Source organism: Ectothiorhodospira haloalkaliphila ATCC 51935 (genome assembly GCF_000633935.1).
Taxonomy (GTDB): domain Bacteria; phylum Pseudomonadota; class Gammaproteobacteria; order Ectothiorhodospirales; family Ectothiorhodospiraceae; genus Ectothiorhodospira; species Ectothiorhodospira haloalkaliphila.
This window is the reverse complement of sequence record NZ_KK214998.1, coordinates 296,808-319,450: the sequence shown is the minus strand read 5'-3', so window position 1 is coordinate 319,450 and position 22,643 is coordinate 296,808. Positions and strand designations below refer to the sequence as shown.

The following is a 22,643-nucleotide window of genomic DNA, read 5'->3' as shown; positions in this document are numbered from 1 at the left end:
GCGCCATGATGCGCTCGAAAACAGAAGATCGGGTCATCCTCAACCTGGGGGGCATTGCCAACATCACGGTACTACCCGCTGACGAGGGAGCCCCGCTGCAGGGTTTTGATACCGGCCCGGCCAATGCCTTGATGGATGCGTGGATACGCCACGAAAGAGGTCAACCCTGGGATGCACAGGGTGACTGGGCTGCGGGCGGCGAAGTGGACGACCCTCTGCTGGCATCCATGCTGGGGGATCCGTATTTCATGCAACCGCCACCGAAGAGCACTGGCACGGAGTATTTCAATCTTCAGTGGATCAAGAAGCAGCTACAGATGGCCGACCGACCCATTCCGGCCCGCAACGTTCAGCGCACCCTGGCGGAATTGACGGTGGCAAGTGCCAGTGACGCCATCATCCGTCACGCTTCCAGTGCGCAACGGGTGCTGGTGTGCGGGGGAGGCGTTCACAACCGGGCCGTGATGGAGGGCCTCGGCCGACGACTGCCGAACGCCACCGTGGAGTCCACCGAAGCCGTTGGGTTGTCGCCCGACTGGATCGAAGCCATGGCCTTCGCCTGGCTGGCCCGGGAGACCCTGGCCGGGCGGCCGGGCAATGTGCCTTCGGTCACTGGCGCCCGAAAGGCGGTGGTGCTCGGCAGCATTCACCCCGGAGAGGTGGTTTAAGTGGCCACCGGTGCGGGTTGGGCATCGACTCTCGTCCCCGGCGCCCATTCGCGGGCGAGGCGACGCGCCTCCTCAATCTGAGCCGCGGTCATGCCCTGGGCAAACCGGTCGCGATTTTCCCGGGCCAGCTCATACCCCTGAGCTGCTGCCAATTCCGACCACATGTAGGCCAGAACCTGATCCTGGCGCACCCCATTGCCATTGGCATGCAGAACGCCCAGGTTGCACTGGGCCGAGGGATTTTCCAGATCGGCCGCCAGCCGATACCAATGGACTGCCTGAGCCGGGTCCTCGGCCACACCGCGCCCATGGAGGTACATGAAGGCCAGATTGCACTGAGCATTGGTGCTGCCCTGATCCGCCGCCAGGCGGTACCAGTGCACCGCCTTGCCATCATCCTGCTCGACCCCCTGCCCCTTTACATACATCAGGGCCAGGTTGCTCTGGGCATGCACATCACCCTGCTCCGCTGCCTTGAGATACCAGGCCACGGCCTTTTCCGCGTCCTGTGGCACGCCGTAACCCTTGGCATACATGTAACCGATGTTGAACTGCCCCGTGCAATGACCGAAAAGCGCCATGAGGCGATACCAGCCAAAACGCACCAGGGCCATCAGGCGGCTCGGATCCATGCCCTGACCTCAAACGGAGAAGGAAGAACCACACCCGCAGGTCGTGGTGGCGTTCGGGTTGCGAATGACGAACTGGGCGCCTTCCAGGCTTTCCGTGTAGTCAATCTCGGCCCCCAGCAGATACTGGTAGCTCATGGGATCGATCAGCAGGGTGACGCCCCCCTTCTCGACGGAGGTATCACCGTCGTTGACGTCTTCATCAAAGGTGAAGCCATACTGGAAGCCGGAGCAGCCGCCGCCGCTCACAAAGACGCGCAACTTCAATGAGGGATTGTTCTCCTCGTCAATCAGGGCCTTCACCTTGGCGGCAGCCGAATCGGTGAAATTCAGCGGGCTGGGCATGGTGTCGTTGGTGGTTTCGGTTGCAGTCATGAATCTGCCTCTCCGTAATCGCGGTTGATGTGCCCGAACCGGGCCTTGGTGGTACGCTAGCATTCGCCCAGAGAAACGGTCAAGAATGTGCGCTCCCGGAGGAAACCCCCGACACAGGCTTTTCTGCCCCGCCTTCCCGAGATGGCGGCTCGGTGCCGTGGGATTCACCGGGCACTTTCAGATGCTCCAGCCTCAGGGCCTCCTTGCTCTGGTGCACCAGATTACCATTGACCTCGGCTCCCATGGCCATCTCGATGAGCGTGTAATACACATTGCCCGTGACCTGGGCACCGGAAGAGAGTTCAACACGCGCACTGGCGTGCACATCCCCCTCGACCGAACCACTGATGACCACCCGAGGCACCTTGACGTCGCCCTTGATGACTGCGCCCTCGTTGATCACCAGCAGGGCATCCTCATCCTGGTCATCGGCGCTGATATTGCCATGGATGGTGCCCTCAAGGTGCATGCCACCGGAAAAGCGGAGATCCCCCTCGATGACACTGTTGCGACCCAGGATGGTATCCACCCGGGCCACCTTCATTTTCTTCTTGCGTCGAGACAACATTCAAGAGTCTCCTTCGTTAAACAGCGATGACCAGGTCTCGCGCTGTTGCACCGACCGGGCATGCGAGCCCTCCGGTTCCACACTGACCATCAAGGCCTCGGGGATCACATCGCCGGGCAGATGCAGGCGACCGCTGACCACCTGAAAGTAACGGAATGAAAACGGCCGGCCATCTACCTCGCCGGGCACGAGATCGCCATGCTCAAGCTGGATCGACTCGCCGTTTCGCCGCCCCTCCAGTTGCAGGTTCACCCTGCCCTCAAGGGATCGATTGCCCTGAACCTGCGTCAGCACCAACTGGTACCGGTACGCCCCCGGCACATCCGCCGGGGTCAACTGCACCTTATGAATGTGCAGGCCACGCTCAAGTTCGTCAGGAGAAACGATATTGCGGTAGAAATCCACCTCTTCGGTCAATTCATGGATGCGCCGTTCCAGTCCCTGTATGTCCAGCCGCACCCGATTGGACACTTCCCGCTCCACGGTCAGTTCGCGCTGCAGCAGGGCGTTGTCCTGTCGCAACTGGCGGTTTTCACGGCCCAGCACGGCCACCCGTTCACGCAAATCACGCAACTCCGTCTTGGCGCTGCCGTAATCGCCCCCTCCCAGAGCATACCCCAGGTGATACAACTGCCACCCGGCCCCCAGCACCAGCAACACCAACACCAACCTGACCACAGTACGCAGCCAGGGATTGCGATACTCCACGTGATATCCCGTGGAAAGATCCGGCAACCCCTTGCGCCAGCGCACCATGGATCAGGGCAACACGGCAATGGCCTCGAGCCCGCGCGTCTCGGGCAAGCCAAACATCAGGTTCATGTTCTGGATGGCCTGTCCCGAAGCCCCCTTCACGAGATTGTCGATTACCGAGACGACCACAGCGGTGTCGGCACCGCCGGGGCGATGCACCGCCAACCGGCAGAGATTGGTGCCACGCACGCTGCGCGTCTCCGGCTGACTTCCGGCGGGCAGGACATCCACGCAGGGTTCATCCCGGTAACGCTGTTCATAAACCGATTGCAGATCCACTTCCACGTGCGCCAGCGTGGCATAGAGGGTGGCCAGGATGCCACGGATCATGGGCACCAGGTGAGGCACGAAGGTAAGCTGGGGCACGCTGCGGGCCGCCAGGCTCAGGGTCTGCAGGATCTCGGGAAGGTGACGGTGACCGGCCACGCCGTAAGCCTTGAAGTTTTCCGAGGCCTCGCACAGCAGTGATCCCACCTGGGCCTTGCGCCCTGCCCCGCTGACACCGGACTTGGCGTCGGCCACCAGACGCAGCGGATCCACCAGCTGCTGCTCCAGCAGCGGCAGGAATCCAAGGGTGACGGCGGTGGGATAACACCCCGGCACCGCCACCAGGCGTGCCTCCGGGATCTGGGCCCGGTTCAACTCCGGCAGGCCATAGACCGCCTCCCCCAGCAACTCGGGGGCCCCGTGGGGCTGGTTGTACCAATGCTCCCAGACCTGCGCATCCTTGATGCGAAAGTCGGCGGAAAGATCGATGACCCGGGTGCCCCGTTTGAGCAATTCCGCAGCCATGGCGTGTGCCACGCCGTGCGGGGTGGCGAAAAACACCACATCGCATTCGCCCAGCGCAGCGGGATCAGGCTCCTGGAAGACCAGATCGCACTGGCCGCGCAGATTGGGGAACAGTGCATCGAGCCGCTCGCCCGCATTGCCTCGGGAGGTGACCACTGCTGGCTCTGCCTCGGGGTGCGCCAGCAGCAGACGCAGCAGTTCCACCCCGGTATAGCCGGTCGCACCGACAACGCCCACCCTGACCACCATTTCACCTCCACTCGCTAACGATCATTCAGGCGGCAGGCCTGGCGACCCACCCGCGTGTCGATATCATAACAAAACCCGCAGGCTGCACGGCGTGCCGAGCGGGACAACATGGCGAAACTCCGGTCCCGCCGTTTATGATGCAGGGCCGAGACATCCATCGCTCATAGGAACCGCAACACCGTGAAGAAAAGAGACGTATTCATCGGAATCTTCGTCCTGGCCCTGACCGGAGCGCTGCTGGCCCTGTGGCTGGCCCCCGAGGGGGGGCGCACCGCCCCGCAAGTGGAGATGGAAACCCTGGACGGTTCCACCCTGCACCTGGCAGATCTGCAGGGGCAGCCGGTGCTGCTTACCTTCTGGGCCACCACCTGCCCGTCCTGCGTGGAAGAAATCCCGCATTTCAACCAGCTCAAGGCGGAGTACGGGGAGCGGGGCCTGCAAGTGATTGGCGTGGCCATGCACTACGACCCGCCCGCACAGGTGGCAGAGATGGTGCGCCGGCGAAACGTGAACTATACCGTCGCCCTGGACCGTGATGACCAGGTAGCCCCGGCGTTTGGCAATGTGCAACTCACGCCCACCACCTTCCTGATCTCCCCCCGGGGACGCATTGCCTATCAGAAGATGGGCGACCTGGATTGGGAGCGGGTGGAAAAACACCTGGACAGGTGGCTGCCAGCCCGGAGCTGATCCGGCCCCAGCCGACCGTGCTCAGGCCTTGCCGGCCCTCACCAGCCCCCCCAGGCCGGCCTGTACCAGGGCATTATCCAGCAACGCCCGGATAGCCGCCGGCTCCTCCATCCTGACGCACTGTCGCAGCAACTCCCGGCAGCGCTCCCTGGAGAAGCTGCGGATCACCCATTTCACCCGGGCCAGGGCCGCCACGTTGACACTCAGGGCATCGATCTCCATGCCCAGCAACAGGATCACCGAGGCCGGATCCGCCGCCATCTCTCCGCACACACTGATGGTCTTGCCCGCCCGGTGAGCGCCCTGGGCCGTCTGGTCCAGGGCGTGTAGCACCGCCGGGTGCAAGCCGTTGTACAGATCGGCCACCCGTGGGTTGTTACGATCCACTGCCAGTAGGTACTGCACCAGGTCATTGGTGCCCACGGAGAGAAAATCCACCCGCCGGGCCAGGGCCTCGGACAGGTAGACAGCCGACGGCACCTCCACCATCACCCCCACCTTGGGCACCGGGATCACATAGTGTTCATCCAGCAGCTCATCCCGGGCCCGTTGCAGCAACTGCATGGCCCCCTTGAGCTCCCCCAGGGAACTGATCATGGGGAACAGGATGTGAAGATTGCTCAGACCCTGGCTGGCACGCAGCATGGCCCGCAGCTGGGTGAGGAAGATCTCCGGGTGATCCAGGGTGATGCGGATGCCCCGCCAGCCCAGGAAGGGGTTGTCTTCCGTCACCGGGAAATAAGGCAGGGCCTTGTCGCCACCCACGTCCAGGGTGCGCAGGGTCACCGGGCGGGGGTTGAATGACTTGAGGATCTCCCGGTAGATCTGGGTCTGCTCGTCCTCACCGGGGAACCGCTCCCGGATCATGAAGGGCACTTCCGTGCGATACAGGCCGATTCCGTCGGCACCGGACTGGATGGAGGGAGCGATGTCCGCCAGCAGACCGCTGTTGGCATACACTGGCACCTCCACACCATCCTGGGTGATGGCCGGCTCCTGGGCCAGGTCGCGAAGGCCCTCGGCCAGTTCCTTCTCCTCGTCCTGCAGGTGCTTGAATTCTTCCAGCAGTTCCGCCGTGGGCTGGATGTAGAGATTGCCCCGGTAACCATCCACGACGATCTGCCGGCCTTCCAGACGCCCCACGGGCAGGTCTGCCACCCCCATGACGGCGGGGATGCCCATGGCGCGAGCCAGGATGGCCACATGGGAGGAGCCCGTACCCCGCGATGAGACCACCGCCGCCAGCCGGTCCGGCGGAACCTCCGCAAGCTGGGTGGCGGTCACGTCCTCGCCCAGGAGGATGGTGTGCTCCGGAAACTCCTCCGGCTCCCGCACATGGGATTGCAGACGCATGAGGATGCGCCGGCCGATATCTCGCACATCCGACGCACGCTCCCGCAGATAGGGATCGTCCATGTCCTCGAAATTACGGGTGCTCTCGCGCACCGTGTCCCGCAGGGCGGCCGGGGCCCAGCTGCCGCCACGGATGCGGTCCACCGTGCCATTCACCAGGCTGTCGCTGCCCAGCATCATCACATAGGCATCGAACAGCAATCGCTCTTCCATGGGCAGTACGTCTTCCATGCGGTCCTTGATCTCGATGAGTTCATCCTGAACCTCCTTGACCGCCTCGCGAAACGCTGTCTCCTCGTTCTCGACGGACTCTGCGTCCCGGTCGGGTACGGACTCCAGATCCGCCAGGGCATAGGCCACCACTCCCTGCCCCACGGCGACGCCGGCAGCCCCGGGGATGCCGGCGATCTGCAGGTTATCCTGCTGGATCTCCTCGCGGCGTTTGCCCACCTCACCAATCAGTTCGGCGTGGCTGATGGCCCCTGCCAGCTGGGCCGCCAGCGTGATGAGAAAGGCCACGTGCTCATCATCGAACCGCCGCCGCTCCCGCTGCTGCGCCACCAGCACGCCCAGCAGACGCCGGTTATGAATGATGGGCACACCCAGGAAGGCGTGATAGCGCTCCTCGCCGGTCTCGGGAAAATACTTGAAGCGGGGATGGTCGGGTGCATTCTCCAGGTTCACCGGCTCGGCCCGCTCGGCCACCAACCCTACCAGGCCCTCGCCGGTGTTCATCACCACCGTCCCCACGGAATCGGGGTTCAGGCCCTCCGAGGCCATCAGCAACAGGCGCTGACCATTGGCCTCCGGCTCACGCAGATAGACGGAACAGACATCAATGGTCAGCTCCTGCTTGACCCGGCGAACGATGATCTCCAGCGCCTCTGCCAGGTTACTGGCGGCGCCAACCTCCAGGACGATCCGTCTGAGTACATGCAGCATGCGCGGGGCCAGGGGTGATGAGCCGCTCGTGCGGCCCGTGGATCAAAGCCGGCGGGGACGATAGTGCCGCTCGGCAGGACAGGAGGGTACGTCCTCCTGAAACAGCAAAGGCGCCAGTTCCTTGAGCGCCCGACGGTAGACATGGCGCTTGAAGAACACCACCTCCCGCATGGGGTACCAGTAATCGACCCAGCGCCAGGAATCGAACTCCGGGTGGGGTGCTGCATCCAGTCGCACGCAGCTGTCTTCGCCCACCAGACGCAGCAGAAACCACACCTGCTTCTGGCCAATGCACACCGGGTTGGAGCGGCGTCGGATCAAATGCTTGGGCAGCCGATAGCGGAGCCAGTGGCGGGTACACCCCACAATCTCCACATGACAGGCTTCCAGACCCGTCTCCTCGGCCAGCTCTCGATACATGGCCTGGGTGGGTGTCTCATCCCGACGGATGCCCCCTTGCGGAAACTGCCAGGACTGCTGCCCGATGCGCTTGGCCCAGAACAGGCGTCCATCCTGGTTACACAGGATGATACCCACGTTCGGCCTATAGCCATCACAATCAATCACTTACGCAGCCACCTGAAAGCCGTTCGTTGCCCTGCATTTTTCCATAAGCGGGGCGGATCGGCAAATAACACACAATCCCGGCGGATAGACCGCCGCGCGTGGCAGCCGGGCACCCGGATCAGTTAACATCACACGCCCCCCATCATCACCACAAGGAGAAGCCTGTGAGCCTCGCCCTGTTCGACCTGGACAACACCCTGCTGGCGGGAGACAGCGACCACGAGTGGGGCCAGTTCCTGGTGGATCTGGGCATCGTGGACAGAAGCCAATACGAGGACCTCAATCACCGCTTCTACGAGCAGTATAAGGCGGGCACCCTGGATATCCGGGAATTCTGCCGTTTTTCCTTCGCGCCGCTGGCCGCTCACCCGCTGGATCAACTGCAGGGATGGCGAGATCAGTTCATTCACGAGCGCATCACGCCCATGATTGCCCCGGGCGCCGAAAACCTGCTGACGGAGCACCGGGAGGCTGGCGATGAACTGGTGATCATCACGGCCACCAACCGCTTTGTCACCGAACCCATCGCCCGCCTGCTGGGTGTGGAGCACCTGCTGGCCACCGAGCCCCACTTCGAGGGCGGTCGCTATACCGGTGAACTCCAGGGCGTGCCCTGCTTCCAGGGAGGCAAGGTCACCCGTCTGGAACAGTGGCTGAACACCCAACCCGGACGGGCGCTGGACGGCAGCTGGTTCTACAGCGACTCCCACAACGACCTGCCGCTGCTGGAGCGGGTGGAACACCCCGTCGCCGTGGATCCCGACGAGATCCTGGCAGACACCGCCCGAGCCCGGGGCTGGAAGCAGATCTCGCTGCGCGATACGGCCTGAACACAGGACTCCCTGATAGGGGTCGGGAGCTGGCCTGCCAGCGAATCGGTGAGGCAGACCTGGTGCCACCCCCTCCGCGGGCGAGGCCCGCTCCCACCCTTACCGGATCAGGAAGCCATCTCCTCGAAATCGGACTTGGCTGCACCACATTCCGGGCAGACCCAGTCTTCAGGCACGTCGGCCCACGCGGTACCAGGCGGAATACCATCGTCAGGCAGTCCCTCTGCCTCATCGTAGATGAACCCGCAGATCACGCATTGATATTTTTTCATCGCTGACACTCCTCCGATGACGGCCAACCCGCAATGAGGTGGCATGGCCAGGTGGTACACTGTAATCAAATCAAGTTGGGGAGCTTAGCATGATCGATCAGCCATCGGTTCCCGTCGTCATGACCCTGGCGGGCAACGATCCCACCGGTGGTGCCGGCATCCAGGCAGACATCGAATCCATCATCAGCATGGGCTGCCATCCGGCGCCCGTAATCACCGCCATCACGGTGCAGGACACCGCCAGGGTGATGGGCTTCGCCCCCCTGGACGCGGAACTCATCATCCACCAGGCTCGGGCCGTGCTGGAGGACATGCCGGTGGCGGCCATCAAGATCGGCATGCTGGGATCCATAGAGGCGGTGCAGGCAGTACACACCCTGCTGAGCGACTACCCGGATCTGCCGGTGGTGCTGGATCCGGTGCTGGCCTCCGGTAGCGGCACCGCACTGGCCGACGAGGAAATCATCGACGGCATCCTGACCCTGCTGGCCCCGTTCACCACCCTCATGACGCCCAATAGCCTGGAGGCCCGCAACCTGGCCACCGGCTCGGACACCCTGGACGCCTGCGCCATGTCGTTGCTGGATCAAGGCACGGAATACGTGCTTATCACCGGCACCCACGAAAAGACCGGCAGGGTGCACAACACGCTCTACGGCAATCATCGCCGCCTGGACACCTTCACCGTGGATCGCCTGGAGGGTCATTTCCATGGCTCGGGTTGCACCCTCTCCTCGGCCATCGCTGCCCTGCTGGCCCAGGGGACCGTCCCCAGTGCCGCCGTACACGAAGGCTTGAACTACACCTGGAACACCCTGCGCCACGCCCACCGCCTGGGCATGGGGCAGATGATCCCCAATCGACTGTTCTGGGCTGGAGAGAACATTGAGGATGACCCCAACGACCAGACCCGCCATGCCGACTGAAGCCAACCCCCTCCACACCGGCCTCGCCGGCCTGTACGTGATCACCCCCGCCGACCTGGGCGCACAGCTTGAAACCATGGTGGGTCAGGCCCTGGATGGCGGCGCCCGGGTGGTGCAGTACCGGGACAAGACCACGGATCATTCGCGCCGTCTGAGCGAAGCCCGGGCCCTTGTGTCCCTGTGCCAGGAACACGGAGCACTGCTCATCATCAACGACGATGTGGAGCTGGCCCGGGCCTGCGGTGCCCATGGCGTACACATCGGCCTGGAAGACAGCCCCCTGCGGCGCGCCCGGGAGCGTCTGGGAGCCGATGCCATCATCGGCGTCTCCTGCTACAACCGTCTGGACCTGGCCCACGAGGCCCAGGAACAGGGCGCCGATTACGTGGCCTTTGGCTCGGTCTTCCCCTCCGCCACCAAGCCCGAGGCGGTCCACGCGCCGTTGTCGCTGCTGAGCCGTGCGCGATCGGAACTGCACCTGCCCATTGCGGCCATCGGCGGCATCACCGAGCAGAATGCCGGGCAGGTCTTCCACGCCGGGGCCCACATGGCGGCGGTGATCCAGGGCGTGTTTGGCGCCACCAATGTGCGGGCCGGCGCAGCACGGATTGCCGCCACGGCACGCCCGGAAGGTTGCACCTGACCCACCGATCAAGCCCGTTTCCAGGGGCGTGCAGCCTGCCCCCGGTTTTGCAGGGACATCCATATCGAGTATCTTGTCCCCCTTCAAGGTTTTGCCCAGTCACTTTCACCAAGCCCAACAAGCGAAAGATCACCCCATGACAAAATCCCACGATCTCTTCCAGGCAGCCCAGAAGCACATCCCCGGTGGCGTCAACTCGCCGGTCCGCGCCTTCAAGGGCGTCGGTGGCGACCCCATCTTTGTCGAGCGTGCCCAGGGCGCCTACATGTACGACGCCGACGGCAAACGCTACATCGATTACGTCGGTTCCTGGGGTCCGATGATCGTCGGCCACGCCCACCCGGAAGTCATCGCCGCTGTGCGCGAGGCTGCTCTCAACGGCCTGTCCTTCGGGGCACCCACCGCCATCGAGACGGAAATGGCCGACCGGGTCTGCGAACTGGTGCCGTCCATGGAGATGGTGCGCATGACCAGCTCCGGCTCGGAAGCCACCATGAGCGCCATCCGCCTGGCACGCGGTTTCACGGGGCGGGATAAGATCCTCAAGTTCGAGGGTTGCTACCACGGTCACGGCGATTCGCTGCTGGTCAAGGCCGGCTCCGGGGCACTGACCCTGGGCGTGCCCAACTCCCCCGGCGTACCCGCCTCCCTGGCGGAACACACCCTCACGGTGAGCTTCAACGACATCGAGCAGGTGCAAGAGATCTTCTCCCAGTACGGCAACGAGATCGCCTGCATCATCGTGGAACCGGTGGCCGGCAACATGAACTGCGTGCCGCCGGCGCCGGGTTTCCTGGAAGGCCTGCGCAGCGTCTGTGACGACCACGGCGCCCTGCTGATCTTCGACGAAGTGATGACCGGCTTCCGTGTGGCACTGGGCTGCGCACAGGCCCTTTACAACGTCAAACCCGACCTGACCACCCTGGGCAAGGTCATCGGCGGTGGCATGCCGGTGGGCGCCGTGGGCGGTCGTCGCCAGGTGATGGAGTACATGTCGCCGCTGGGCCCCGTGTACCAGGCAGGTACGCTCTCCGGTAACCCCATCGCCATGACGGCCGGCCTGAAGACCCTGGAGATCCTCTCCGCATCGGGTTTCCACGACGATCTGTCCGCCAAGACCGAAACCCTGGTCAACGGCATCCTGGACGAGGCGAAAAAGGCTGGCGTCCCCATGACCGCCAACCGTGTGGGCGGCATGTTCGGTCTGTTCTTCACCGACCAGCCCCAGGTGGCCAACTTCCAGGAAGTGGGCCGTTGCGACACGGAACGCTTCGGCAAGTTCTTCCATGCCATGCTGGACAAGGGTGTCTACCTGGCCCCCTCTGCCTTCGAAGCTGGCTTCCTCTCTGCCGCCCACAGCGCCGAGGACCTGGAAGAAACCATCCGCAAGGCGGGCGAAGTGCTGCAAAGCCTTTAAGTCGGGGCTGATACCCGGGGTCTTCCCCGGGTGGATGATATGTGGGACATCCTCGCCTATCTGGCACTGGGGGCCTTCACCGGCGTGGTGGCGGGCCTGCTGGGGGTGGGCGGTGGCCTGATCATCGTGCCGGTACTGGTGTGGCTGTTCACTCGCCAACAGGTGGACAGTGGAATCATCACCCACCTGGCCATCGGCACCTCCCTGGCCACCATCATCCCCACAGCCATCGCCTCCACCCTGGCGCATCATCGCCATGGCGCGGTGCAGTGGCAGGTGATCCGGCGAATGGCGCCCGGCGTCATGCTCGGTGCCCTGGCCGGGGCCACCCTGGCAGAATTCATGAGCGCCGTATTGCTGCGGCAGGTCTTCGGGGTATTCGAGATCCTGATGGGGATCTATCTGCTCATGAGCCTGCCGCCCAGACCGGGCAGACAGCTACCCGGACCTGCCGTGCTCAACACCGGCGGCGGGATGATCGGTGGGGTATCGGCCCTGCTGGGCATTGGCGGCGGCACCCTGATGGTGCCCTTCATGGTGTGGTTCAACATCCATTTGCGCCAGGCCATCGCCACCGCCGCAGCCACCGGCCTGCCCATCGCCCTGGCGGGCACTGCCGGATTCATGATTCACGGATGGGGGCACGCGGCGCTGCCCGCCTTCAGCAGCGGTTATGTGCACTGGCCGGCCTTTGCCGGCATTGCCCTGGCGGCCTTTTTCACTGCCCGCATCGGCGCCTGGCTTACCCACCGCCTGCCGGTGAAACTCGTGCGGCGGGTGTTTGCCCTGCTGCTGATCGGGCTGGGCTTGAGAATGATCGGGGTCGGGGGCTGATCAGCCCTGATCCTCGCCTGAGTCCGGTCCGGTTTCCATTTTGCTGCGCACGTCATCCATGTCCAGCGCGGCCACCTTCTCCAATACCTCATTGAGCTGACTGGCCGAGAGCATGCCCGGCTGGTTGAAGACGATGATTTGCTCGCGGAAGATCATCAAGGTGGGGATGGAGCGGATCTGGAACAAGGCCGCCAGTTGCTGCTCCTCTTCGGTGTTCACCTTGCCGAACACCACGTCGGGGAACTGCTCGGAGGCCTCTTCGAAGATGGGGGCGAAGGCCCGGCACGGGGCGCACCAGGGGGCCCAGAAATCCAGGATCAGCGTACCGCTGTCACGGATCGCGGCCTCCAGGCGGTCCTGGGTAATATCAATGACGGCCATGTTCAGGCCTCCTGAGTCGGTATCTGGCCGGGCAAGATGCAGGCCACGGGGCCCGTTGTCAACGTCGAGCCCGCGCCGAACGCAGGCTCAGGGCTGCAGTTGCAAGCCCATCATGGCATCACGCAGACGGAACAGGCGGGCCAGGTGATCATCCATCTCCAGCATGGCCTGCTTTTCCTTCAGATCCAGGGGCATCAACTCCGCCAGGCGGGCGCCCACCCAGCCGGCCTGATCGTAATGCCCATGCAGCAACCCATAAGGCGGCGGTAACTGTTCCACCAGGCGCTGAAGCAGACCCGACAGGGGCAGAAATTCCTCCGGCAGACCGACTTCAGGCGGCCACTCCACTGCTTCCACCTCCCCCATGAGCAGACGGTCCTTGCGGGCCCAGGTGGTTTCCACCCGGAAACGGCTCTCACCCATCACCGTGATCCCCAGCAACCCATCGGCGCGGCGATCCCAATCGACAATGCGCCCCCAGGTGCCCATGGTGTGCACCTGGGCCGCCCCGGCCACCTCGGGCCCCTCGCGGATCAGACAGACACCAAAGGGGCTCTCGGTACGCATGCACTGGCGCACCATGTCGATGTAGCGGGTCTCGAAGATCCGCAGCGGCAACACGCCGCCCGGGAACAGCACCGTGTTGAGCGGAAACAGAGGCAGTTCCATCACTCCACTCCCCCGGCCTCGCGGCCCGTATCATGGTCGGCATCCCGCCCCCAGCGGCGGACCAGGGCGTTGGGCACCCCGAGATGATCCAGCACCCGGGAGACAATGAAATCCACCAGGTCATCCACGCTCTGGGGCCGATGGTAGAACGCGGGATTGGCGGGCAGGATCACGGCCCCCATGCGGCTCAGCCGCAGCATGTGTTCCAGATGAATCTCCGAGAAGGGCGTCTCGCGCACCACCAGCACCAGCCGGCGCCGCTCCTTCAGGGCCACGTCGGCGGCGCGCTCGATCAGGGAGCGACTGGCACCACCCGACACCGCCGCCAGGGTGGCGGTGGTACAAGGGCAGATCACCATGGCATCGGGAGGAGAGGAGCCACTGGCCACCGGGGCGGTCCACTGCTCCCGGTCAAACACCTGCAACTGTCCCGGAGCAGCCCCGAAACGTTCGGAGAGAAAGCGCTCCATCTCCCGGGGCCTGCCCGGCAGTGACAGATCCGTTTCCATGCTCAACACCACCTGGGCAGGCCGGGACACCATGAGATAGACCCGCACACCCGCATCCAGCAGGCATTGCAACAGACGCAGGCCATATTGGGCACCAGATGCGCCGGTCATGGCCAGGGCCACTGTCCCGGGGGTATCAGCCACGTAGGACTCCTTCAAAGGCAGTCGATGATCGGGTCCCGGCAATGGGACAGCCATCCCTGCATCATACTCAGTCTTCAGGAACGGGTCACATACCCACGGGCCAGCAGGGGCTGACACTGATTCGCCGGCATGGGACGGGCATAGAGGTAGCCCTGGGCCTGTCCACACCCCCGTGTCCTGAGCCAGTCGGCCTGGGCCTGGGTTTCCACGCCCTCGGCCACACAGTCCAGCGACAGGCTTTCGGCCAGGGCCAGCACCGCGCTGGCGATCATCTCGGCCTCATCGCTGGATTCCAGGTCCTTCACGAACCGGGCATCCAGCTTCAGGGCATGCACCGGGAAACGCCGCAGGTAGGCCAGCGACGAGTAGCCGGTACCGAAATCGTCCACCGACAAACGCACGCCCAGTCGCCGCAGGCGACCGAGTGTCTCGGCCGCGGCATCCATGTCCTCCATCAGGCCGCTTTCGGTAAGCTCCAGTTCCAGGGCCTGGGCCGGCAACCCGGCCTGGCTCAGGGCCCACTGCACCCGCGCGATCACGTCCGCCTGGTACAACTGCACGGTGGACAGATTCACCGCCACGGTCAGATCCCGCCAGCCCGCATCCCGCCACCGCCGGGCCTGAAGACAGGCTTCCCGCAGCACCAGGTCACCAATGGCAATGATGCTGCCATTGGCCTCGGCCCTGGGTATGAACTGCCCCGGTGGAACCCAGCCCCGCCTGGGATGCCGCCAGCGCAGCAAGGCCTCGAAACTGACGATGCGGCCGGATTCCAGCGCCACCTTGGGCTGATAGTGCAGCTCGAACTGACCCTGGGCCAGGGCCTGCTCCAGGTCATGATCCAGCTCCAGGGCCTCCGTATGACGATCGAGCAGGCCCGGCTCGAAGACGCACATGCGCTGACCCAGGGTGGCCTTGGCGTGTTCCAGGGCGAGCCCGGCATGAACCAGTAGTTGCGAGGCATGATCCGGATAGGGGGGACACAGCACCACCCCCAGATGGGCTGCCACTTCGATGCGACGCTCCCCCACCTGGAAGGGCTCATCCAGGGTGGAAAGCAGATCACGCGCCAGCAAAGTGATATCCGACAGGCGTGAATCCTTGCACACCACCAGGCCAAACTGGTCGCCGTAGACCCGTGCCGCGAGTACATCCGCTCCAACCTTTTCCACCAGGCGCCGTGCAAACATTGTCAGCACCTGATCGGCCACCGCATCGCCCCAGATGCGATTGAGTTCGGCAAACCCTTCCAGGTCCATCAAGTAAAGGCAAAGTGGCCATTGGTTGGTCCGAGCCTCGGCCAGCCGGTCCTCCAGCCGCTCATGGAAGCAGCCGCGGTTGGGCAGGCGAGTAAGGGCGTCATGACGCGCCATGTACGCGATCCGCTCCGTTGCCTCCTGGTGCTGGCGGTAGCGCTGCACCAGATCCCTGGCCACCAGCAGGGACAGGCCCATGGTCAACACCGTGAGCAACAGGATGAAGAACGTCCACAGGGCCAGTCGCTCGCGGCTCCTTTCCTTTTCTGCCCGGGCGTTTTCCATGATGTGCTCCGACAACCTTATCTCCATTTCCCGCAGGGCATCCACACGGGCAGTGGTGATGCGAAACCACTCCACGGCGTCCAGGTGTTGGGGCTGGCTGGCGTCACCATTCTCGATGATGGCAGCACGGGCCGCCATCAGGGCCTGGTGATCCGCTCGGGATTCCAGTTCCAGAAGGGCATTGCCATGCTCCAGCGGGGCCAGGGCCAGAAAGTGGCTGCGTTGCTGATCCTGAATGGCCAGATTGCTGGAATAGCGATAAAAGACGTTGCGATCACGGCGGGCTGCATTGAGCCAGGCACTGCCCAGGGCCCGCTCCAGGCCCGCGTGCTCCTTGAGCAGGAGCAGTGGCCGATAGGCATGAAGCAGCGCGGGCGTCTGTGCGTGAACGCGACCCTCGGGCGCGTGAGAGGCCACCAGGATCAACCGTCGAATCACGCTGCTGTAGGGTGGCAGAACCTCCAGCGGCTCCAGCCGCTGATGATCCACCTGCCGACGGTGGTTCTCCAGGGCATCCAGCTCAGGGCACAACCTCCGCACCAGTTGTGCGACAGCGCCCACCTGCTCGGGATCCACCCGGCTGACCTGATCACGAAAGCGCTCCAGCGCCTGATCGGTTTCGTCCCGGGCGGCCTTGAGAATGGTCAGAAACTCCTGATCCGGCCCACTCAGGTAGCCAGCCGAACTGCCCCGCTCCACCTGCAGGGCATGGATCAGCACCTTGGCTTCCCAGGCCAGCGAGGCCGTGGCCAGGGCATGCTCCATGTGCCGAGCATCACCCTGCCGCCCACCCAGGGCCAGCACGGCCATCAATACGAACGCGGCAACGGGAATCGCGACGGCCAAGGTGATACGCGGCCCCAGCCTTTCCATGCCCCCTCCCACATGATCAGATCCCGGCGACAGGCACCCTTGGGTGCCCCACACCCTACGCTCACGAACAATCCGTCAGCCCGCCCACCATTTTTTGAGCCTGAGAATAACATCCCCGGTGCGGTGGCGGCCGGACACCCGCGCAGCCGGTCGTTTCAGCCTCCCGGACGTGCCGGTTCAGATCACCGCTGCCCCAACCAGAGGACAAACTCGTCCGGGGGCATGGCTGGGGCATACAGATATCCCTGTCCCAGCCGGCACCCCCGCTCCCTCAGCCAGTCGGCCTGGGCCTGGGTTTCCACGCCCTCGGCCACGGAGCGCAGGGACAGGCTTCGAGCCAATCTCAGCACCGCAGAGGCAATCATGCGCGACTCGTCGCTGGACTCCAGATCGCTGACAAAGCGCTTGTCCAGTTTCAGTCCCTGCAAGGGGAAGCGGCGCAGATAGGCCAGCGACGAATAGCCCGTGCCAAAGTCATCCACGGACAGGCTCACTCCCAGGCCCCTCAGGCGTTCCAGAGCCTCCGTGGCGGCGTTCATGTCCTCCATCAGGCCGGTCTCGGTCAGCTCCAGCTCCAGTGCCTCGGGGGGCAGACCGGTCTCGACCAGGGCCTGGCGCACCCGTGCCACGATGTCGGCCTGATAGAGTTGCAGGGTGGCCAGGTTGACGCCCACGGTCAGGTCCGGGCAAAGGCCCTGACGCCAGGCTTGAATCTGTGCACAGGCCTCGCGCAGGACATGGTCACCGATCTCGATGATGGTGCCGCTGGTTTCGGCCCGGGGGATGAACTCGTCCGGCGACACCCAACCACGCCTTGGGTGATACCAGCGCAACAGGGCCTCCACACTGACAAGGCGACCGGTTTCCAGATCCAGCTTGGGCTGATAGTGCACCTGAAACTCGCCCCTTTCCAGGGCCTTTTCCAGATCCCGATCCAGATCCACCAGGGCTGCATGCCGTTCCAGCATCCTGGGTTCGAAGCGACGGTAGCGCTGACGCGGACTGGACTTGGCGTATTCCACCGCAAAGCCGGCGTCGGACAGCAGTTCCGAGGCATGCCGGGGAAAAGGCGGACAGGCCACCACGCCGATGTTGCCGCGCATTTCGATCCGCCGCCGCCCCACCTGAAAGGGCTCATCCAGGCAGGCGAGCAACCGCTGAGCGAACGCCTCCCCGCCCTCGGCGGCGTCCAGTCCCGACGCGGACTCAGAAGGCCCTATCACAACACCGAACTGATCCCCATAGATGCGCGCCAGCAGCGCGTCCGGATGCAGTAACCCGCGCATCCGCTCGGTCACCTGCACCAGCACCTGATCGGCGACGGATTCACCCCAGATCCGGTTGACCTCCGAAAACCCCTGCAGGTCCATGAGATAAAGGGTCATGGAACTCCCCTCAGGGCGCGCCGCTTCCAGCCGCTGGTCCAGCAACTCGGTGAAGTGACTCCGGTTAGGAAGGTGAGTGAGGGTGTCGTGGCGAGCCAGCCAGGCCACCCGCTCCATGGCATGAAGGCGTTCCCGGTGGCGCTTGAGCAGACCACGGGCGATGGCCACCGAAAGGGTCACCGTGGACAGCAGCAGCATCAGGGCGATCCCCAGCAAGACCATGAACTCCTGACGGGCCTCCCGCTCTGCCCGTGCGGCGGCAACGCGAATCTCGGCAGTCAGGTCCTGTTCCATGTGTCGCAATTGATCGACACGCTCGCGGGTGACCCCATACCAGCGCATGACATTCAGATGCTCAGGCTTGCCGGCAGATCCATGGTTGATCATGGCCGCGCGGGCGGCCAGCAGTTCCTGATGGGCCGGCAAGGACTCCAGCTCCAGCAGGGCATCACGGTGACCCGGCGGGGCCAGGGACATGAACTGCTGACGCTGCAGATCCTGAATGGCCACGCTGCTCAGGAAACCATGAAACACCCGCCGATCGGGCTGAAAGGCTCCCAGCCAGGCATTGCCCAAGGCACGCTCGCGAGCCGCATGCTCCTTGAGGAGCAACAAGGGGCGGTAAGCGTTGAAGAGCGCCGTGAGCTGTGCATCGGCATGCGCTTGAGGGGTGTGAGAGACCATCAGGATGAGCCGCTGAATCAGACGGTCATACGCCGGCAGCAACTCCAGGGGGTGCAACGCCTGCTGGTTCACCAGGCTGCGGATTTGTGCCAGGCTGCGCAGGTCCTCACCCATCCTGTCCAGCAGGGTGTGTGGTGGAAGGCCCTCCTGCCCGCTGGCCAGTTGCTCCCACCGTTCCCGAAACGGCTCGATCAGTCCATCGGTGGCGTCACGGGCCTCCTCCAGGATGTACCAGAATTCGTTATCCAGGCCGCTGAGATAACCCACCGAATCGGCCCGCTCATCCTGCAGGGCGTGCACAAGGGCCTTGCCCTCCGTGGCCAGGGCGGCCATGTCTCCGGTGGTGGCCATGTCACGACCGACCCGCTCGCGCTCACCCAGGGCGATACCCGCCATGATGAGAAAGGCCACCACCGGGATGGCGATGGCCAATGCGATGCGAAACCCCAGCCTGTCCATGAGCCCTCCTCTCAGATCCTTAAGCACGGCAGCCACTCCGGATCTTCACGCGAGATCTGCATTTTACGCGAGATCAAGAGCCAGGGCTCTCCGACTTCACACCTCCGCCGGTCCGTGTTGATGATCGAGGGCATCGATGCGACGGCCGGTATCACCGGGCGAACCCGTGCGTCGGGCCAGGGTCTGGTAGGCCACCGGCACCACGAACAGGGTGAACAGGGTCGCGAACAACACCCCGGAAAATACCACCGTGCCGATCACGAACCGGCTTTCCGACCCCGGACCACTGGCCAGAATGAGCGGCAGCGTGCCCATCACCGTGGTGACAGCAGTCATCAGTACCGGCCGCAAACGAATGCGGGCCGCCTCCACCAGGGCCTCGCCGAAGGCCTGCCCCGCATCCCGCAGCTGGTTGGTGAACTCCACGATCAGGATGCCATTCTTGGCGGCCAGGCCAATGAGCATCACGATGCCGATCTGACTATGATGTTGAGACTCTGCCCGGTGAGCCACAGACCCAGCAACGCCCCGACCACAGCCAGGGGCACGGTGGTCAGGATCACCAGGGGGCTCGATCCGGATCTCGACGTATGGAGGTCCATTGGACCGGTGAAGACGGGACTTATTCCGTCACCTTTGCCTGAAAACCCAGGCGAATGATGGCCTCCTCCAGGGCCTGGGCAGCGGCAGGCCCCTCCACCACCGCCTCCTCCCGCTGGCGATCCACTCGCACCACCTGGTCCACACCAGGCACGTTCGTCAGGGCCTTTTCCACGCTGGCCTCGCAATGGCCGCAGCTCATTCCAGTGATGTGTATCCGGGTCATGGGCACCTCGTTATTCATGATTTGGCTCAACACTTTGAAGGGTTATGGGGCTGTCCTGGCAAAGCGGGCGTCCACTTGCCTTGACATCCCCCCGTGTCAACGTAGACTCACACCCGGACTACGAGCAGGGTCATTCCCGCCACTTTCGGGTGACTCGGGGAGCATAGCCCGCCACGCTCGTGATTAGCACCATGTGTTGTGTTCAGGGTCTGCGCAGACCCGCCTTCAATCTCAAGAGGATGATGTCCATGAGCGAATACAGAGCGAAGAAGCCCAGCAACCCGAGCGACGACTGGAAGCTGTGGCTGGTGGTCAACCCCGGCACCTGGCTGATGCCGATCCTGATGGCCGTTCTGGTGGTGGCCCTGGTGGTTCACGCTTTTGTCTACAGCAACGACGACTACAACCCGCTGCGCGGCGAAGTTGTTGAAGCCACCCAAGACATCGCCTGAGCGACGAGGACCTAGACCATGAACGAAGACAGCATCTCCGGCCTGAGCGAAGAACAAGCCAAGGAATTCCACGAGCAGTTCAAGACCACCTTCACCGTGTTCATGGTGCTGGCGGCGGCTGCCCACTTCCTGGTGTTCCTGTGGAGACCCTTCTACTGAGGTCTTCGCGGCATCGGAAGTCGCGGTGCGGGTAGAGGCCGCGCTGACAACCCCCTGAAACGCTGGATGGTGACTTTTGCAGAGTCCCACCCGGCGCGGTTTGTCAGCCGCCTCTACCGTTCCACCCCCTTCCCCCTTCTTTCTATCTGCCACCACCCTCTCCCCTTACCCAACCATCTGACACACCGGAAGCATGTTCCCGTTGCCGGGCAGGGCGTTATAATCCGGGACTCGTACACACAGGCCCGCATCCCCTCCCATGCCCCACCTCGAGCAAGACTCTGTCTGCCGCCTATACGGCATCAAGAACTGCGACACCATGAAAAAGGCCATCGCCTGGCTGAATGATCACGGTATCGAGTACACCTTCATCGACTACAAGAAAACAGGCGTGGTCGCCTCACGACTGCCTCACTGGAACCAGGCCGTGGGCTGGGCCGCCCTGATCAACCGTCGGGGCCTCACCTGGCGCAAGCTTCCGCAGGAGGCACGTGATCCACTGGACGAGAGCCGCGCCCGTGATTTGATGGAGACGCACCCGACCCTGATCAGGCGACCGGTGCTGGAGAGGGGCACGGAGGTGCTGGTGGGCTTTGACGCCGATCAGTACAAGGCGGTGCTGGCATGAGCCAGGATCAACTGCAGCGCTTCCTGCTCGAGGACCTGGACATCCGCGGCGCCGTGGTGCGCCTGGGGCCGGTATGGCAACAGGTCATGGCGGAACGGGACTACCCCTTTCCGGCCACCGAACTGCTGGGCGAGATGTGCGCCACTGCCCTGCTGATCTCCGAATCGCTCAAGCAACCCGGAAGGATCACCTTTCAACTGAAGGGTGACGGCCCCATCTCCCTGCTGGTGGTGGACTGCGACGAGCGCCTGAATCTGCGGGCCATGGCCCAGACCGAGCCCCGCATCGAGCCGGCACCCGCTCCACAGCTCCTGGGTGATGGTCAGTTGCTCCTTTCCCTGGACATGCCCACCATGCGCCAGCCCTGGCAGAGCGTGGTCCCCATGCAGGGGGAGCGCATCGCCAGCATGTTCGAGCACTACCTGGGGCTGTCAGACCAACTGCCCTCCCGACTCTTCCTGGCCGCCACCCGGACCGGCGTCGCCGGCCTGCTGCTGCAAAAGCTGCCCGAGGCCGACGCCCGGGATCCGGATGGCTGGAACCGTGTCGAGCAACTGGCCTCCACCGTCACCCCGCAGGAGCAGATTGAACTCCCGGCGCAGAACCTGCTCACGCGCCTCTTCCCCGAGGAGACGGTGCGCGTCTTCGAGCCCCGCCGGGTCATCCACGACGCGCCGGAGGACTGGACCAAGGTACGCAACATGCTGCGCTCCCTGGGACGCGAGCAGGTGGAATCCGTCTTGAGCGAACAAGGCGAGGTGGTCATCCGTGACGACCTGGCCAACCGGGAATACCGGCTGGATGCCGCCGCTGTGGCGGCCCTCTTCGATGAATCGCCGCCGACCCTGCACTAGTCCGGGCGCCGAGCCGACCGAGGTGGTGGACACCCCCTGAAGGGAGCACTGACTCATGCCATCCAGGCCCTCCGGCCCGTCCCGGAAACTGCTGTGGGCAATCCTCGTTGGCGCATTGCTGCTGACGGCCTGCCTTCCCCTGCTGCGCTACTCACCCCCAGCCGATGCTGGCGCCCCCCTGCTGCTGCCGCTCACCATTGGCGAACACACCGTCATGGTGGAAGTGGCTGCGGATCCGGCCAGCCGCCGTCAGGGCCTGATGTTCCGCGAGCATCTGCCGGAAGGCCAGGGGATGCTCTTTGTGTGGCCCCGGGAGGCCCGTTACGGCATGTGGATGAAAAACACCCTCATTCCTCTGGACGTGGCCTTTATCAGTGCCGATCATCGCATCATCGAGATCATGACCATGCAACCGGAAACCACCGATTCGCACACCGCCTCTGAGCCGGTGCGCTTCGCCCTGGAGGTGAATGCGGGCTGGTTCGAGCGCCACGGAATCGAACCGGGAGATGAGGTCGGTGGGAAGGCTTTCACCGCAACACGAGCCTCGCCGCCTTGAGCAACCGTTGTG

The 22,643-nt window shown here is 64.0% G+C and carries 26 protein-coding genes and 1 pseudogene (1 of these 27 only partly in view); 12 read left to right on the top strand and 15 right to left on the bottom strand.

Annotated features, from left to right (window positions below; translation table 11 throughout):
- A protein-coding gene (locus ECTHA_RS0109320) for an anhydro-N-acetylmuramic acid kinase (protein ID WP_025280768.1) crosses the window boundary here: on the top strand, positions 1–668 show its 3' portion. The gene continues 457 nt to the left of window position 1, outside the view; 668 of the gene's 1,125 nt are visible here — the last part of the coding sequence; its start codon lies off the left edge, out of view; the stop codon is at positions 666–668.
- Here ECTHA_RS0109320 and ECTHA_RS17840 read toward each other — a convergent pair.
- The 5 genes from ECTHA_RS17840 to argC form a co-directional block, all read right to left on the bottom strand.
- On the bottom strand, positions 665–1,300 hold the full coding sequence (locus tag ECTHA_RS17840; protein ID WP_025280767.1) for a tetratricopeptide repeat protein: 636 nt from the start codon (positions 1,298–1,300) through the stop codon (positions 665–667). The two genes, ECTHA_RS0109320 and ECTHA_RS17840, sit on opposite strands and share 4 nt — an antisense overlap.
- Positions 1,301–1,309: 9 nt before the next feature.
- Complete coding sequence (erpA, locus tag ECTHA_RS0109310; protein ID WP_025280766.1) at positions 1,310–1,672, bottom strand: iron-sulfur cluster insertion protein ErpA; 363 nt, start codon at positions 1,670–1,672, stop codon at positions 1,310–1,312.
- A 79-nt stretch (positions 1,673–1,751) separates the two neighbouring features.
- Positions 1,752–2,240, bottom strand: coding sequence for a bactofilin family protein (locus ECTHA_RS17835; protein ID WP_025280765.1), 489 nt, complete (start codon positions 2,238–2,240; stop codon positions 1,752–1,754).
- Positions 2,241–2,996 carry a DUF6776 family protein gene (locus ECTHA_RS17830; protein WP_025280764.1) on the bottom strand — a complete coding sequence of 252 codons (756 nt, stop codon included), beginning with the start codon at positions 2,994–2,996 and terminating at the stop codon, positions 2,241–2,243.
- A 3-nt stretch (positions 2,997–2,999) separates the two neighbouring features.
- Positions 3,000–4,034 carry an N-acetyl-gamma-glutamyl-phosphate reductase gene (gene argC, locus ECTHA_RS0109295; RefSeq protein WP_274520825.1) on the bottom strand — a complete coding sequence of 345 codons (1,035 nt, stop codon included), beginning with the start codon at positions 4,032–4,034 and terminating at the stop codon, positions 3,000–3,002.
- A gap of 180 nt (positions 4,035–4,214) precedes the next feature.
- Here argC and ECTHA_RS0109285 point away from each other — a divergent pair, with 180 nt between their 5' ends.
- The gene (locus tag ECTHA_RS0109285; RefSeq protein WP_025280762.1) at positions 4,215–4,724 is read left to right on the top strand and encodes a TlpA disulfide reductase family protein; all 510 of its coding nucleotides are present in this window, start codon (positions 4,215–4,217) and stop codon (positions 4,722–4,724) included.
- A 21-nt stretch (positions 4,725–4,745) separates the two neighbouring features.
- On the opposite strand, the gene ptsP is transcribed toward ECTHA_RS0109285, so the two are convergent.
- Both ptsP and ECTHA_RS0109275 read right to left on the bottom strand, forming a co-directional pair.
- Positions 4,746–7,019, bottom strand: coding sequence for a phosphoenolpyruvate--protein phosphotransferase (gene ptsP, locus ECTHA_RS0109280; RefSeq protein ID WP_025280761.1), 2,274 nt, complete (start codon positions 7,017–7,019; stop codon positions 4,746–4,748).
- A gap of 42 nt (positions 7,020–7,061) precedes the next feature.
- On the bottom strand, positions 7,062–7,586 hold the full coding sequence (locus ECTHA_RS0109275) for an RNA pyrophosphohydrolase (protein ID WP_025280760.1): 525 nt from the start codon (positions 7,584–7,586) through the stop codon (positions 7,062–7,064).
- Positions 7,587–7,750: 164 nt separating this feature from the next.
- On the opposite strand from ECTHA_RS0109275, the gene ECTHA_RS0109270 reads away from it, so the two are divergent.
- Positions 7,751–8,416 carry a histidinol-phosphatase gene (locus tag ECTHA_RS0109270; RefSeq protein WP_025280759.1) on the top strand — a complete coding sequence of 222 codons (666 nt, stop codon included), beginning with the start codon at positions 7,751–7,753 and terminating at the stop codon, positions 8,414–8,416.
- Between the two features lie 107 nt (positions 8,417–8,523).
- Here ECTHA_RS0109270 and rd read toward each other — a convergent pair whose 3' ends face one another.
- Positions 8,524–8,688 (bottom strand): rubredoxin, encoded by a 165-nt coding sequence (gene rd / locus ECTHA_RS0109265; RefSeq protein ID WP_025280758.1) that lies wholly within the window; start codon positions 8,686–8,688, stop codon positions 8,524–8,526.
- 89 nt (positions 8,689–8,777) lie between these two features.
- Between rd and thiD the strand changes: the two genes are divergently transcribed.
- The 4 genes from thiD (at position 8,778) to ECTHA_RS0109245 (ending at position 12,508) form a co-directional block, all read left to right on the top strand.
- A complete protein-coding gene (gene thiD, locus ECTHA_RS0109260; protein WP_026623673.1) occupies positions 8,778–9,614 on the top strand; it encodes a bifunctional hydroxymethylpyrimidine kinase/phosphomethylpyrimidine kinase in 837 nt (278 codons plus the stop codon).
- Positions 9,604–10,257, top strand: a complete 654-nt coding sequence (gene thiE / locus ECTHA_RS0109255) for a thiamine phosphate synthase (protein ID WP_025280757.1) — start codon at positions 9,604–9,606, stop codon at positions 10,255–10,257. The genes thiD and thiE overlap by 11 nt, the downstream gene beginning before the upstream one ends.
- 136 nt (positions 10,258–10,393) lie before the next feature.
- On the top strand, positions 10,394–11,674 hold the full coding sequence (gene hemL, locus ECTHA_RS0109250) for a glutamate-1-semialdehyde 2,1-aminomutase (protein ID WP_025280756.1): 1,281 nt from the start codon (positions 10,394–10,396) through the stop codon (positions 11,672–11,674).
- Between the two features lie 39 nt (positions 11,675–11,713).
- Entirely contained in the window at positions 11,714–12,508 is a 795-nt protein-coding gene (locus tag ECTHA_RS0109245) for a sulfite exporter TauE/SafE family protein (protein WP_025280755.1), read from the top strand.
- Here the strand turns inward: ECTHA_RS0109245 and ECTHA_RS0109240 are convergent, their stop codons facing one another.
- The 7 genes and pseudogenes from ECTHA_RS0109240 to ECTHA_RS0109205 all read right to left on the bottom strand — a co-directional run bounded on the left by ECTHA_RS0109240 (position 12,509) and on the right by ECTHA_RS0109205 (position 19,997).
- Positions 12,509–12,889 (bottom strand): thioredoxin family protein, encoded by a 381-nt coding sequence (locus ECTHA_RS0109240; RefSeq protein WP_025280754.1) that lies wholly within the window; start codon positions 12,887–12,889, stop codon positions 12,509–12,511.
- Between the two features lie 87 nt (positions 12,890–12,976).
- Entirely contained in the window at positions 12,977–13,558 is a 582-nt protein-coding gene (locus tag ECTHA_RS0109235; protein ID WP_026623672.1) for an LON peptidase substrate-binding domain-containing protein, read from the bottom strand.
- Positions 13,558–14,211, bottom strand: a complete 654-nt coding sequence (locus ECTHA_RS0109230) for a flavin prenyltransferase UbiX (RefSeq protein ID WP_025280752.1) — start codon at positions 14,209–14,211, stop codon at positions 13,558–13,560. Before ECTHA_RS0109230 ends, ECTHA_RS0109235 begins: the two co-directional genes overlap by 1 nt.
- Positions 14,212–14,285: 74 nt before the next feature.
- A complete protein-coding gene (locus ECTHA_RS19020) occupies positions 14,286–16,625 on the bottom strand; it encodes a putative bifunctional diguanylate cyclase/phosphodiesterase (RefSeq protein ID WP_025280751.1) in 2,340 nt (779 codons plus the stop codon).
- 182 nt (positions 16,626–16,807) lie between these two features.
- Positions 16,808–19,180 (bottom strand): putative bifunctional diguanylate cyclase/phosphodiesterase, encoded by a 2,373-nt coding sequence (locus ECTHA_RS19015; protein WP_128571847.1) that lies wholly within the window; start codon positions 19,178–19,180, stop codon positions 16,808–16,810.
- Positions 19,181–19,249: 69 nt separating this feature from the next.
- A pseudogene (locus tag ECTHA_RS0109215) lies at positions 19,250–19,722 on the bottom strand (efflux RND transporter permease subunit); the annotation flags it as partial.
- A 53-nt stretch (positions 19,723–19,775) separates the two neighbouring features.
- A complete protein-coding gene (locus tag ECTHA_RS0109205; RefSeq protein ID WP_238625227.1) occupies positions 19,776–19,997 on the bottom strand; it encodes a heavy-metal-associated domain-containing protein in 222 nt (73 codons plus the stop codon).
- 230 nt (positions 19,998–20,227) lie between these two features.
- Between ECTHA_RS0109205 and pufA the strand changes: the two genes are divergently transcribed.
- The 5 genes from pufA (at position 20,228) to ECTHA_RS17810 (ending at position 22,631) form a co-directional block, all read left to right on the top strand.
- A complete protein-coding gene (gene pufA / locus ECTHA_RS17815) occupies positions 20,228–20,431 on the top strand; it encodes a light-harvesting antenna LH1, alpha subunit (RefSeq protein ID WP_025280747.1) in 204 nt (67 codons plus the stop codon).
- Positions 20,432–20,449: 18 nt separating this feature from the next.
- Positions 20,450–20,590, top strand: a complete 141-nt coding sequence (gene pufB, locus ECTHA_RS0109195; RefSeq protein WP_025280746.1) for a light-harvesting antenna LH1, beta subunit — start codon at positions 20,450–20,452, stop codon at positions 20,588–20,590.
- 259 nt (positions 20,591–20,849) lie between these two features.
- A complete protein-coding gene (locus tag ECTHA_RS0109190) occupies positions 20,850–21,218 on the top strand; it encodes an arsenate reductase (RefSeq protein WP_029762247.1) in 369 nt (122 codons plus the stop codon).
- Positions 21,215–22,072 (top strand): Hsp33 family molecular chaperone HslO, encoded by an 858-nt coding sequence (gene hslO / locus ECTHA_RS0109185; RefSeq protein ID WP_025280744.1) that lies wholly within the window; start codon positions 21,215–21,217, stop codon positions 22,070–22,072. Before ECTHA_RS0109190 ends, hslO begins: the two co-directional genes overlap by 4 nt.
- A gap of 55 nt (positions 22,073–22,127) precedes the next feature.
- The gene (locus tag ECTHA_RS17810) at positions 22,128–22,631 is read left to right on the top strand and encodes a DUF192 domain-containing protein (RefSeq protein WP_025280743.1); all 504 of its coding nucleotides are present in this window, start codon (positions 22,128–22,130) and stop codon (positions 22,629–22,631) included.
- Positions 22,632–22,643: the final 12 nt, after the last annotated feature.